Source organism: Marinibaculum pumilum (genome assembly GCF_042646425.1).
Taxonomy (GTDB): Bacteria; Pseudomonadota; Alphaproteobacteria; order Ferrovibrionales; family Ferrovibrionaceae; genus Marinibaculum; species Marinibaculum pumilum.
This window is the reverse complement of sequence record NZ_JBHRTR010000015.1, coordinates 152,963-166,084: the sequence shown is the minus strand read 5'-3', so window position 1 is coordinate 166,084 and position 13,122 is coordinate 152,963. Positions and strand designations below refer to the sequence as shown.

The window sequence follows — 13,122 nt, the reverse complement described above, 5'->3', positions numbered from 1 at the left end:
CCCCGCGCCGCACCGCTATAGGTCAGTCACTGCTTGGCTCCCGCCCGGCACAGCGCAATATGGGCCCCCATGGACATTCGCAACGGATTCATCGACGCCATCGGCAACACGCCGCTGATCAAGCTGCGACGGGCCTCGGAGCAGACCGGCTGCACCATCCTGGGCAAGGCGGAGTTCCTCAACCCGGGCGGCTCCGTGAAAGACCGCGCGGCGCTGGGCATCGTCCGCGACGCCGAAAGCCGGGGCCTGCTGAAACCCGGCGGCGTGATCGTGGAGGGCACCGCCGGCAATACCGGCATCGGCCTGGCCCTGGTGGGCAATGCCCTGGGCTACCGCACCGTCATCGTGATGCCCGAGACCCAGAGCCAGGAGAAGAAGGACATGCTGCGCCTGTGCGGCGCCGACCTTCGCCTGGTCCCGGCCGTGCCGTACCGCGACCCCAACAACTACGTGAAATTCTCCGGCCGGCTGGCCGAGGAGCTGGCCGCCAGCGAACCGAACGGCGCGATCTGGGCCAACCAGTTCGACAACACCGCGAACCGCGACATCCATTTCCGCACCACCGGACCGGAAATCTGGCAGCAGACCGACGGCAAGGTGGACGGCTTCGCCTGCGCCGTCGGCTCCGGCGGCACCTTTGCAGGCGTGCATATGGCGCTGAAGGCGAAGAATCCGGCGGTGCGCACGGCGATCGCGGACCCGATGGGCGCGGCGCTCTACCACTACTACACCGACGGCGAACTGAGATCTGAGGGCTCCTCCATCACCGAGGGCATCGGCCAGGGCCGGATCACCGCCAACCTGGAAGGGATCACGCCGGACCACGCCTTCCAGATCGCCGACGATGTCGCGCTGCCGATCTGCTTCGACCTGATCCGAGAGGAGGGGCTGGTGCTCGGCGGCTCCAGCGGAATCAACATCGCCGGTGCGATCCGGCTGGCGCGGGAAATGGGACCCGGGCACACCATTGTCACCGTTCTGTGCGACGGCGGCGCCCGCTACCAGAGCAAGATGTTCAACCCCGACTTCCTGCGCAGCAAGGACCTGCCGGTGCCCGAATGGCTGGCGCGATGACCCTGCTGTTCCGCGACGACCCCTACCTGGCCGAAACCACCGCTACCGTCCTGGCGGCGACGCCTGAGGGGATCCGGCTGGACCGGACGATCTTCTACCCGATGGGCGGCGGCCAGCCCGGCGACACCGGCAGCCTGCTCTGTGCCGACGGCACGGAGGTCGCGGTCATCGACACCCGGAAGGGGCCGGAGGGGCCGGAGGACGTGCTGCATATCCCGGCCGGGGACGCCACCCTGCCGGCCGCCGGGAGCAATGTGACCCTGCGCCTTGACTGGCCGCGGCGGCACCGGCTGATGCGGATGCATTCCTGCCTGCACCTGCTGTCGGCTGTGCTGCCGCTGCCGGTGACCGGCGGCCAGATCAGTGACGGCAAGGGCCGGCTGGACTTCGACGCCACCGGCGCGGACGTGCCCGACAAGGCCGAGCTGACAACGCGCATCAATGAGTTGATCGAGGGCGACTATCCGCTGCAGGCTCGCTGGATCGAGGAGGCGGAGCTGGAGGGCAATCCGGACCTGGTCAAGACCATGGCCGTGAAGCCGCCCCGCGGCGCGGGGCGGGTGCGCCTGATCGAAGTTGCCGGTGGCCCGGATGGCCGGCATCTGGACCTGCAGGCCTGCGGCGGCACGCATGTCGCGAGGACGGGCGAGATCGGCCCGATCGAGGTCCGCAAGCTGGAGAGCAAGGGACGCCAGAACCGGCGCGTGACCATCTCCTTCGCAGACGAGTGAGCCGCGGGCGGCCGGTCCGTCCGGCAGGCCCGGCATTGGAAAGCAGAGACCGACATGCCCGAAACCGCCCCCGACGCGCCCGCCGATCCGAAGCTCCTGGTGTCCACGGACTGGCTTGCCGACCACCTGGATGCCCCGGACATCCGGGTCGTCGACGCGACCTGGTACCTGCCGACGATGCCTGGCGATGCCCGCGCGGAGTACGAGGCGGAGCATATCCCGGGCGCGGTCTATTTCGACATCGACGAGATCGCCGACCTGGACTCCGGCCTGCCCCACACCATGCCGAGCCCGGAGAAGTTTTCCGCACGGGTGCGCCGGCTGGGTCTGGGCGACGGCAACCGGATCATCGTCTACGACCGCTGGGGGCTGGCGGCCGCCCGGGTCTGGTTCATGTTCCGCTTCTTCGGGCACCACGATGTCGCGGTGCTGGACGGCGGCCTGAAGAAGTGGATCGCGGAAGGCCGGCCTGTGGACGACCATCCGCCGCTGATTCAGGAGCGGCATTTCTCCGCCCGGATGGACCAGACCCTGCTGCGCGACCTCGTGCAGGTGCAGCGCGGGCTGTCCAGTGGCCGGGAACAGGTAGTGGATGCCCGCCCCGCGCCCCGCTTCGCCGGCGCCGAGCCGGAGCCCCGGCCCGGCCTGCGCGCCGGCCATATGCCGGGCGCGGTCAACATGCCCTTCAGCACCTTCACCGATCCGGAAACCGGCTGCTTCCTGCCGCCGGAACGGCTGGCGGACCTGTTCCGCGACCAGGGTGTCGATCCGGCCCGGCCGATCGCCGCCACCTGCGGCTCCGGCGTTTCCGCCTGCATCGTCGCGCTGGCCGCGCAGCGGGTGAACCGGCGCGCCCAGGTGGCGGTCTATGACGGCTCCTGGGCGGAATGGGGCAGCCGGGAAGAGCTGCCGCTGGCGACAGGCTCCGGCAAGGACGAGGGCACCGGCAGGTGACCGCCACCGGGGCGGCCGCCCGCCGGATGCCGCTCCGCGGGCGGCGCTGAGGCGATGTCCGGGGCAGCGGACCGCGCGCACAGGCTGCGGATGCCGAAGGTGCGTCCGGACGGCCTGTTCGACGTCACGGTCACCTTCCTGGAAATGGCGGCGCGCCCATCACGGTCGCTGCCGCACCCGCCGCAGGGCCGCAGGCTGACCCTCATCCGGGCGGAGCAGCCGCCCCTGCACTTCTACCGCTATCTGTACGACACGGTCGGCCGGGACTGGTACTGGATCGAGCGCAAGCGGCTCAGCGACACGGCCCTGGCGGAGATCGTCCGCCACCCGGAGGTGCATATCTACCTGCTGCTGTCCGCCGGCGTGCCGGCGGGCTTCGTGGAGATCGACTACCGGCGCCTGCCGGAGCAGACGGCGATCGCCTATTTCGGCCTGGTGCCGGAATTCCAGGGCGGCGGGCTGGGGCGCTACTTCCTGGAATGGTCGATCGACGCCGCCTGGAGCCGCGGCCCGGCGAAGGTGATCCTAAACACCTGCGACCTGGACCATCCCGGGGCCCTGCCGCTCTACCAGAAATGCGGCTTCGTTCCGGTCTCCCAGAAGCGGATCGTCTTCGACCCGGTGCCCTGACGACCCGGCCGGTTCAGACGCTTTCCGCCTTCAGGGCGGCCGCATATTCGGCGCCCATCGCGGCATAGTGGCGGGCGGTGTCGGCGAAATAGGCCACCTCGTCGGGCCGGATGTCGCGCATGTACTTCGCCGGCCGGCCGCCCCAGACGGTCCCCTGCGGGACCGTCTTGCCCGGTGTCACCAGCGCCCCGGCGGCGACCATTGCGCCGGCCTCCACAACGCAATCGTCCATCACCGTGGCCTGCATGCCGATGAAACAGCCGTTCCGCAGCATACAGGCATGCAGCAGCGCCATGTGGCCGACCGTCACACTGTCGCCGATATAGGTGCCCTGGCCGAAACGGGAGACATGGATCACCGTGCCGTCCTGGATGTTGCTGTCCCTGCCGATGCGGATCACGTTGACGTCGCCGCGCAGGGTGCAGTTGTACCAGATGCTGCAGCCGGGCCCGATCTCCACGTCCCCCGCGACGACCGCGCCCGGTGCGACGAACGCCGCCGGGTCGATGCGCGGCCAGGTGCCGCGATAGGGATGGATGAGTGCGGCGCCGAGGCGCCCTGCCCCGGCCCGGTCTGCCTTTGCCCGCCCGGTGTCGCTCACGGAAACATGGGCGCGAGGGACAGGCCGGTCGTCTCCGGCAGGCCGTGCAGCACGTTGAAGTTCTGCACCGCCTGGCCGGCCGCCCCCTTCACCAAGTTGTCGATCGCGCAGATCAGCATCGCCCGCCCCGGCGCCCGGTCGGCGAAAATGCCGATCGATGCGTTGTTGGAGCCCCGCACATGGCGGGTCTGCGGTGCCTGTCCCTGCGGCAGCAGCCGCACGAAGGGCTCGTCGGCATAGCGTTCCGCAAGGGCCGCACGCAGATCCTCGACATCGGCCCCGTCGGCCAGCTTCACGTAGATCGTCGACAGAATGCCCCGGTTCATCGGCATCAGGTGCGGCGTGAAGGTCACCGTCATCGCCAGGCCCGCGGCGCCGCTCAGCTCCTGCTCGATCTCCGGGCCGTGGCGGTGGCTGGCGATGCCATAGGCATGAATGCCCTCCGCGACCTCGGCATAGAGGCTGCCCTCCTTCAGCGCGCGACCGGCGCCGCTGACCCCGGACTTGGAATCGATGATCACGTCGTCGGTGCGGATCACCTTCTTCTCCAGCACCGGCAACAGCGGCAGCAGTGCGGAGGTCGGGTAGCAGCCCGGGCAGGCGACCAGCCGGGTGTTCGCGATCGCCGTCCGCGCGAACTCGGTCAGGCCGTAGACCGCCTGTTCCTGAAGGTCCGGCGCCCGGTGGGGATGGCCGTACCAGGTGGCATAGGCGTCGATATCGCGCAGCCGGAAGTCGGCCGACAGGTCGACCACCTTCACCTTGTCCGGCAGCGCGGCCACCACGTCCTGGGTGGTGCCGTGCGGCAGGGCGCAGAAGACGGTATCGATCTGGTCCCAGTCCAGCTCTTCGATCCGCTGCAGCATGGGCAGCCCATAGCCGTCGAGCTGCGGGAAGACCTCGCCGATCGGGGCACCCGCCTTGCGGTCGGCGGTCAGCGCCTGGATGCGGACATGGGGGTGCGACAGAAGCAGGCGCAGGGCTTCCGCGCCGCTATAGCCGGATGCGCCGAGAACGGCGACCTGGATCTTGCCGTTGCTGTTCTGTGCCATTCTGCCTACTCCCCCGGGGATCCCGTCCGATGCGGGACCTGTCGCTGGAACGGCGGAGGCTTACAGCGCAATCGGGCGCGCCACAAGCGGCCGTCCTCTCGATCCTCCCGCTTCTCCCCTGACCTTTGCGCCAGGGAAGCTCAGCCCCGCGGCGGCGGCAAGGCCGGATGGCCGATGCCCAGATTGGCCTGGCAGCGGGCGACCAGTTCGTCGCCGATATCGATCCGGAAGCCGAGCCCCCACAGAGAAAAGCGCGCCGGATCGCGGGTGACCGCCACCTTCGCGAAGCCCGCCTCCTGCATCAGCTGGGTCAGGGAGGCCGCGCTGAAGCCGTTGCGATGCGCCATGTACAGGTTGCCGGCCGCCATCGACGCCCGATGCCCGTACAGCATGTCGATCGGCGAGATCGGACCGGCGGCGGAATGATAGATCGGTTCCAGCAGCCGGCCCTCGGCGATCATCTGGCCGATTGTCTGCAGGTCGGGGCAAAGCAGCAGGCACAGACCGTCCGGCTTCAGCACGCGGCAGAACTCGGCCAGCGCCAGCGGCGCCTCATGCGGGAAGACATGCTCCAGATTGTGGGACGAATAGACCGCGTCCATCGACCCGTCGGACACCTGCCGCATGTCGGTGATGCTGGCGACGATGTCCGGCTGCATCTCCGCATTGGCGTCGAGCCGCAGTTCGCGCCAGTTCTGGGTGCGCAGCGCCGCCGGCAGGGCATTCGGGTTCGGCGGCCCGCAACCGACATGGAGCACTGTGAGGGTCGGCTGGACCGCCGCAGAGACCGCGCCCAGGCCGGAGACGCGGTCGGCACCGGCCGGCCTTCCCTGGGGCTGGCCCATGGCGGGCGCTTCCGCCGGCTGCGCCTGCGACGCCTGCAACTGGGACGGCTGTAGCAAGAAAGGTTGCGGGTGATGTGCCTCGGCCTGGCTTGTCTGAGCCTGGCCTGTCTGGACCTGGCTTGTCTGGACCTGTTGCGGCTGGGCGTGTTGGGTCCTGGGCGCCAGGGTCGCCCAGTCCGGCTTTCCGGCGGCCATGCCCGCCTGCGCCTGCGGCAGTCCCGCCAGGGGCTGCTCCGCCGGGCGATGCGGCGGCGCATAGGGGGACGGCTCGGGCGGTCGGGTCAGCTGCTCGAAGGTGACGATCGGCGGCGGCGTCTCGGGCGCGGAGGCAGGCGGGGCCGAGGCGCCGGCGGCCGGGGAAGGCGCGGCGGATGCCGGCGGCGCCTGCTGCGGAACCGCGGTCGGCTGAACCGGAACTGGCTGGGCGGGAACTGGCTGGGGCTGGGCCTGCGCCGGCTGCGGGTCTGGCTGCCGCGGCGCGGGCTGCAGCCCGGGCGGTGGAGCAGCCGCGCGCTGCGCGGCCTCGCTGGCTTCCTGCGGCGACATCGGCGTCCAGTCCGGTTCGTCGGACCAGATCGAGCCATGCGCCGCAGGCTGCCCCGTTCCGACGGTGCCGGACGGGCCCTGTCCAGGGCCCTCGAACTCGCTTCCCGATACCACCTTCATCCCCCTCCAGAGAACCGACAGCCGGCAATGCCCCCATCCCGCATCACGGCAGCGCATCACAGCAGGGCAAAGACCTCCACCATGCCGGCGCGTCCCGGCAGGGCGTGCCGCCCGCATGGCCGGAACGCGAAGCCGGCCCCGCAATGCCTCAAGACCGCGTCGCTTGCAAGGATGCAGCAGGTCAGGTCCGGCGCCAGCTTCTTGCCCAGGGCTTCCAGCCTGTTGGCGATGTTCACCATGTCACCGATCAAGGTGTAGTTCACCCGGCTGCGCGAGCCGATATTGCCCACGATCGCCCGCCCGGTATGCAGGCCGATGCGCAGCGCGATCGGCGGCAGGCCCTCGGCCTCCCGCTGCCTGTTCGCCGCCTGCTGCGCGCGCCGGATGCGCCGCGCGGTGCGCAGCGCGCGGGCGGCATGGTCGTCCTGCTGCTGAGGGGCGCCCCAGAAGCACATGACGCTGTCGCCCACATACTTGTCGATCGTGCCGCCCTCCGCCTCGACGCAGGCACTGACCAGTTCGAAATGGCTGTTCAGCAGGGCCGCGGCCTCGCGGGCGGACATCTTTTCCGCCAGGGCGGTGAAGCCGCGGATGTCGGTGAACATGACGGTGACCACCCGTTCCTCCGACGGGCTGCCCGCCGGATCCGGCTGCTGCAGCAGGGTGCGCACCAGGCTCTTCGGCACATAGGCCTCGAACCAGTGCAGCGCATGCAGCATCCGCCGGAACGCGTCATTGGCTTCCCGGAATTCCCGGATCGTGGGATCGCCGCGGCCGATCCGGACCTCGTCGAGGCGCAGTTCCGCGACCCGCCGCGCATTGGCGGCGAACAGGCGCACCGGCCGGGTGATCAGCATCGACAGGAGGTAGGCCAGCAATGCCGCGACCAGCACCACGGCCAGTGCCGCCATCCCTGCCCTGGACAGCCGCTCGATCTCGCCGCTCACATCCTCCGCCCGGAAGGAGATGCCGACGGTCAGCGGCTCCGGCGAATAGTCGGTGACGTCGCGGGTCAGGACGACATATTCCCGCCCGCCCATGCCGAGCATCTCGCCCAGCTCCCCGGCATCGCCATCCCCGTCCGCGGCTGCGCCGTTCTCGCCGACATCGCCGGTCCTGTCGTCCTCGTCCGCATCGCCCAGGTCGATGAAGCGGCCGTCGAAGCCGGCAACGGGAAGCTCGCCGAAGAGCGGCGCGCCCGCACCCGCCGCCATCGCCCGCATCACCGGGTCGGTCGCGTCCATCAGGCGGGCAAGCGGCACTGCCGCGAGCGGGTCGACCGTCGCCGGATCGATCCAGTCCGGGGGGCCGATCAGGTGGTCGTCGCCGTAGAGCAGGAAGGCGCGCCCGCCGCGCAGCTCGATCTCGGCCACGTCGGCGACCACGGCATCCAGGGTGACCAGGGCCAGCGCCGCCGCCGGGGCGCCATCGGCACGGGTGGCGCGCGCGACCACCGGCAGCAGGGTGGCCCCGAGCTGCGGGACATAGGTCGGCGGCCCCCAGACGGCGCCGCCGACCTGCGCGCTGCGGGCGGCCAGGTCGCGCAGCAGGACCTGCAGGCGGCTGCCCGGGTCGTGGCGGCTGCCATCGGCCAGCACCAGCACCCGTTCGCCGGCCCGGGCCGAAAGCAGCCGCGCATCGATCACCACCGCCACGACCTGCGGCAGCACGGCCATCGCGCCGATCGCCACCTCCGCCGGCATCGCGGCCGCCAGAGTGGCCGGGTCGTTCGCCGCATTGGTCGCCGCATGCACAGCCAGACGTTCCGCGGGCGCCAGTTCCCGCTCCAGCCGGCTCTCCAGCGCCTGCGCCACCACCCGCGAGGTGAGGATCAGAAGGTCGTTCGTGTTGCGCAGGCCCGCCGCGAACGTCACCGCGGTGACGATCGCCATGGCGATCACCAGAAGGCCGATCACCCCGCCGACCACCACCAGCGACAGCGGCAGGCCGCGGCGATCCCGGCGCCTATTTGCCGGCTCTTCGGCCGGCCGGGGCGGCGCCTGGTCCACGCCGCTGAACCGCCCTGCCCCATCTGTTGCTGCCTTCGACACCAGGCCAATCCCCGCCGGTCCGCGCACCGGTCACCGATCACCGATGCATGAAAGATAGTCCGCTACGCATCGGTCGTGAAAACGGGATCTGTTGCCTCGCATGCCACCCGACAGGTCCGCATTCACCAATGCTTCATGGCTGATCGATTAGGTTTGCAACCGACGGGACATTGTCGCCAGAATCGAACCTGTTGCGATCGGCATGCCCCAGTTAGATCAATAAACGGAAACGACTTCCCGCCCACGGGAAGCCACGGACGCCAGGGAGACATCGACCGTGAGGTTCCTCGACAATATCCGGATCGGCGGCAAAGTCGCCATAAGTTCCGGTGTGACCCTAGTCCTGCTCGTGATCGCCATCGGCGTCGCCCTGTTCGGGCTGATCGGCGCATCGGAGAATTTCTCCGGCTATCGCGAACTGGCCCGCGGCGCCAATGCCGCCAACGCTATCCGCGGCGAACTGCTGGCGGCACGCATCAGCGTCAAGGACTTCATCCTCTCCGGAGACGCAGGTGCTGCCGATACTGCCGAAGGACGCATGGCGGCCGCGGGGTCGGCAGCGAGCGCCGCGGAAAACCTGTTCACCGATCCCGCGATCAGGGCGGAGCTGCAGGCCATGTCGGCCGACATATCGGCCTATGGCGAGACATTTGCCGCGATCCTTCCGATGCACGCCCGACGCCTGGAACTGGTGGAACAGATGGACACTTCCGGCAACGCGGCCGCGTCGGTGATGGGCACCCTGCTGGACGAGCAGGCGGTCCTCAGCAACATGCGGGCGGTGACAAACGCCTCGGCGGTCCTGCGGCACCTGCTGCTGGCCCGGCTCTGGGCCGCCCGCTTCCTGGTCGAGAACCTGCCGGCGCAGGCGGAGCGGGTCGCCACCGCGTTGGCCGAACTGGACAGGAATGTCGAGGTCCTGCGCGTGGCGATCTACGACGATGTGGGGCAGCAGCAGATCGACGCCTTCGCCGCCCAGGCGGCAACCTTCCGTACCGCCTTCGGGGAAGTCGTTCAGACCATCGGCGCCCGCAACGCTATCGTCGCGGAGCGGCTCGATCCCGCCGGACAGGCCCTTTCCGACAACCTGGAGGCGTTCAGCGCCAGGAGCATCGCGGCCCAGGACGAACTCGGCCCGCGCGCCCAGGCCTCGATCGTCCAATCGGAGACGGTGAGCATCGCCGCGGCCGCCATCGCCCTGATCCTGGCAATCCTGCTTTCGGTCCTGGTCGGCCGCGGCATCGCCAGGCCAATTGCCGCCATGACGACGGCGATGCAGCGCCTGGCCGACGGCGACAAGTCGGTCGAGGTCGTGGGTCAGGAGCGCCGGGACGAGGTGGGTGCCATGGCCAATGCGGTGCAGGTCTTCAAGGACAACATGATCCGCAACGAAGAGATGGCCGCCGAGCAGGAACGCGAGCGGGCCGCCCGCGAGGAGCGCGCCCGCCAGATCGAGGCGCTGACCGGAGAATTCGACCGGACCGTCGCCGCCGTCCTGAATGCCGTCGGCACCGCGACGGCGGAGATGCAGAACACCGCGGCCTCGATGTCGGCGACGGCGGAAGAGACCAACCGACAGGCCGGCGCCGTCGCGGCCGCGGCGGAAGAGGCCTCCGCCAATGTCCAGACCGTGGCATCGGCGGCGGAGGAACTGTCATCCTCGATCGAGGAGATCGGTCGCCAGGTCACCCAGTCCAGCATGATCGCCGGCCAGGCCAGCGAGGATGCGCAGCGCACGAACGAGCGGGTCGACGGCCTGAAGCAGTCGGCACAGAAGATCGGCGAGGTGGTGAGCCTGATCCAGGACATCGCCGAGCAGACCAACCTCCTGGCCCTGAACGCGACGATCGAGGCCGCCCGTGCCGGCGAGGCCGGCAAGGGCTTCGCCGTCGTGGCTTCCGAGGTGAAGAACCTGGCCACCCAGACCGCCAAGGCGACGGAACAGATCGGCAGGCAGATCGGCGGCATCCAGGGAGAGACCAACGAGGCCGTCACCGCCATCCAGGGGATCGTGGGAACGATCGGCGAGATCAACGAGATCGCGACCACGATAGCCTCGGCCGTCGAGGAACAGGGTGCCGCGACGCAGGAGATCTCCCGCAATGTGCAGGAAGCGGCCCAGGGCACGCAGGAAGTCTCCGCCAATATCGGCGGGGTGACGGACGCCGCTGCCGGCACCGGCGCGGCGGCGGAGCAGGTGAAGGCGTCGGCGTCGAACCTGGCTGCGCAGTCGGAGAGCCTGCGCCAGGCGGTCGAGTCCTTCCTTCAGAGGGTGCGCGCAGCCTGACGCCGGGCCGCGGCAGGTCGTGCGTTGCATATTGCAGCGCAATGTGCGGCGCTGCGGCGCAACATTAACCTGTTCTTCAACATCCGCGCGCATCCTGCCCGGTGACAATCGACTGGCATTTCGCGACGCGCATTGCCGCGCCCGCCGAGACGGCGGCGGCCGACGCAGGTGATGGAGGGGGATCCAGAATGCGCCTGATCGACAATATGAGGGTATCCGGCAAGGTTGCCTTCACCACCGGGATCATCCTGGGATTGATGGTGATTTCCAGCGTGATCGCCGTCATCGGCCTGACCAGCGCCCAATCCGGCCTTTCGGACTACCGCACCATGTCGGCCCAGACGGCCGCGGCGTCCGGTGTCGAAAAGGCACTGCTGCGGGCCCGGCTGGGAGTTGCCGACTTCCTTATCTCAGGGACGCAGGAGGCAGCCGAAGAGGTCCGGGCGAATGCCGCACAGGCAGCGGAGGTCACCGAGAACTCGGTCCCGCTCTTCCCCGACCCCGAAGTTCAGGAGAGTGTGCGGAAGACGGTGGAGGTGGTGCGTTCCTACGGAACGGAATTCGATGAGGTCGCCAGACTGCAGGCCGCTGTCAGCGAGCATGTCGAGGTCATGAACTTTGCCGGACCGCAGGCCGAGGCGCTGATCGACGCCATCACCGTCGGCGAACGCGACAAGGGCAATATCGAGGGGCTGTTCGCCGCCGGCGAGGCCGGCAAGCATTTCATCCTGGCCCAGCTCTATGCCAACCGGTTCCTGATCGAGAATACCCCCGCCCTGAAACAGCGCGTCGATGCAGAGCTGGCGGACATGGCGGAGCATGTCGCCAATGTCCAGGAAATGGTCTTCGCCGACGAAGAAAAGGCACGCCTGGCCGAACTGCAGAACCTCGCCTCCATCTATGCCAAGGCCTTTGCCGGCGCGGTCGACGAGATCAACGGGCGTAACGCGGTGGTTGCCGAACGGCTGCGCCCGACCGGCATCGGGCTCAGCGAGCAGATGGCCACCTTCCAGGCCAACAATCAGGCGGCACAGGACGAACTTGGAAACGCCACCACCGAAACCACCGACATCGCCCTGATCACCGGGATCGCAGCCGCCGTCGTGGCGCTGCTGCTGGGAATCCTGTCGGCGGTCCTGGTGGGCCGCGGCATCGCGCGGCCGATCCAGTCGATGACGGCGGCGATGAAGCGCCTGGCGGAGGGGGACAAGGCGGCGGAGATCCCGGCACAGGACCGCAAGGACGAGGTCGGCGAGATGGCCGCGGCGGTCCAGATCTTCAAGGACAACATGATCCGCAACGACGAGATGGCCGCCGAGCAGGAGCGCGAACGGGCCGCCCGGGAGGCGCGCGCCCGGAAGATCGAGGCCCTGACCCAGGACTTCGACCAGGCTGTCGCGGCCGTCCTCGCCGAGGTCGGCGCAGCCGCACAGGAGATGCAGACCACGGCCGCCTCCATGTCCACAACTGCCGAGGAGACCAACCGCCAGGCCACGGCGGTGGCGGCCGCCTCGGAGCAGGCCTCGACCAACGTCCAGACCGTGGCATCCGCGGCAGAGGAACTTTCCTCCTCCATCGAGGAGATCAGTCGCCAGGTTGCCCAGTCGGCGACCATCGCCGCCCGCGCCAGCAGCGATGCCGAGCGCACCAATGCCCAGGTCGACGGCCTGGCGCAGGCGGCGCAGAAGATCGGCGAGGTCGTCAGCCTGATCCAGGACATCGCCGAGCAGACCAACCTCCTGGCGCTGAACGCGACGATCGAGGCGGCCCGTGCCGGCGAAGCCGGCAAGGGTTTCGCCGTCGTCGCCTCGGAGGTCAAGAACCTCGCCACCCAGACCGCCAAGGCCACCGAGCAGATCGGCCGCCAGATCACCGGCATCCAGTCGGAGACCAACGAGGCGGTCGGCGCCATCCAGGGCATCGGCAAGACGATCGGCGAGATCAACGAGATCGCCACCACGATCGCCTCCGCCGTCGAGGAACAGGGTGCTGCAACGCAGGAGATCTCCCGCAACGTCCAGGAGGCCGCCCGCGGCACCCAGGAGGTGTCGAGCAACATCGCCGGCGTCACCCGGGCCGCCGCAGACACCGGCAGCGCCGCGGAGCAGGTGAACAGTTCCGCCGGCAACCTGGCGGGCCAGTCCGACCGCCTGCGCGGTGCGGTGGAGGCCTTCCTCAACGGTGTCCGCGCCGCCTGATCGCAAGGACCGAGAGAGGGGCGCCGGGACGGC

At 69.4% G+C, this 13,122-nt stretch carries 10 protein-coding genes; 6 read left to right on the top strand and 4 right to left on the bottom strand.

The window, feature by feature from the left end; genetic code table 11:
* The first annotated feature begins 69 nt into the window (after positions 1 to 69).
* The 4 genes from ACFOGJ_RS05635 (at position 70) to ACFOGJ_RS05620 (ending at position 3,389) form a co-directional block, all read left to right on the top strand.
* Positions 70 to 1,074, top strand: a complete 1,005-nt coding sequence (locus ACFOGJ_RS05635; RefSeq protein ID WP_379898810.1) for a cysteine synthase A — start codon at positions 70 to 72, stop codon at positions 1,072 to 1,074.
* A complete protein-coding gene (locus ACFOGJ_RS05630; RefSeq protein ID WP_379898809.1) occupies positions 1,071 to 1,805 on the top strand; it encodes an alanyl-tRNA editing protein in 735 nt (244 codons plus the stop codon). The genes ACFOGJ_RS05635 and ACFOGJ_RS05630 overlap by 4 nt, the downstream gene beginning before the upstream one ends.
* Before the next feature lie 54 nt (positions 1,806 to 1,859).
* Positions 1,860 to 2,759: a 3-mercaptopyruvate sulfurtransferase gene (gene sseA / locus ACFOGJ_RS05625; RefSeq protein WP_379898808.1), complete on the top strand. Its 900-nt coding sequence runs from the start codon at positions 1,860 to 1,862 to the stop codon at positions 2,757 to 2,759.
* A gap of 99 nt (positions 2,760 to 2,858) precedes the next feature.
* On the top strand, positions 2,859 to 3,389 hold the full coding sequence (locus tag ACFOGJ_RS05620) for a GNAT family N-acetyltransferase (RefSeq protein ID WP_379898807.1): 531 nt from the start codon (positions 2,859 to 2,861) through the stop codon (positions 3,387 to 3,389).
* A 13-nt stretch (positions 3,390 to 3,402) separates the two neighbouring features.
* On the opposite strand, the gene ACFOGJ_RS05615 is transcribed toward ACFOGJ_RS05620, so the two are convergent.
* The 4 genes from ACFOGJ_RS05615 to ACFOGJ_RS05600 all read right to left on the bottom strand — a co-directional run bounded on the left by ACFOGJ_RS05615 (position 3,403) and on the right by ACFOGJ_RS05600 (position 8,604).
* Positions 3,403 to 3,990, bottom strand: a complete 588-nt coding sequence (locus tag ACFOGJ_RS05615; RefSeq protein ID WP_379898805.1) for a gamma carbonic anhydrase family protein — start codon at positions 3,988 to 3,990, stop codon at positions 3,403 to 3,405.
* Entirely contained in the window at positions 3,987 to 5,042 is a 1,056-nt protein-coding gene (argC, locus tag ACFOGJ_RS05610) for an N-acetyl-gamma-glutamyl-phosphate reductase (protein ID WP_379898804.1), read from the bottom strand. The genes ACFOGJ_RS05615 and argC overlap by 4 nt, the downstream gene beginning before the upstream one ends.
* A 140-nt stretch (positions 5,043 to 5,182) precedes the next feature.
* Positions 5,183 to 5,887, bottom strand: a complete 705-nt coding sequence (locus ACFOGJ_RS05605; RefSeq protein WP_379898803.1) for a class I SAM-dependent methyltransferase — start codon at positions 5,885 to 5,887, stop codon at positions 5,183 to 5,185.
* A 722-nt stretch (positions 5,888 to 6,609) separates the two neighbouring features.
* Positions 6,610 to 8,604, bottom strand: coding sequence for an adenylate/guanylate cyclase domain-containing protein (locus ACFOGJ_RS05600; protein WP_379898802.1), 1,995 nt, complete (start codon positions 8,602 to 8,604; stop codon positions 6,610 to 6,612).
* 277 nt (positions 8,605 to 8,881) lie between these two features.
* Between ACFOGJ_RS05600 and ACFOGJ_RS05595 the strand changes: the two genes are divergently transcribed.
* Both ACFOGJ_RS05595 and ACFOGJ_RS05590 read left to right on the top strand, forming a co-directional pair.
* Entirely contained in the window at positions 8,882 to 10,891 is a 2,010-nt protein-coding gene (locus tag ACFOGJ_RS05595) for a methyl-accepting chemotaxis protein (RefSeq protein ID WP_379898800.1), read from the top strand.
* 188 nt (positions 10,892 to 11,079) lie between these two features.
* The gene (locus ACFOGJ_RS05590; RefSeq protein ID WP_379898798.1) at positions 11,080 to 13,089 is read left to right on the top strand and encodes a methyl-accepting chemotaxis protein; all 2,010 of its coding nucleotides are present in this window, start codon (positions 11,080 to 11,082) and stop codon (positions 13,087 to 13,089) included.
* The last annotated feature ends 33 nt before the right edge of the window (positions 13,090 to 13,122 follow it).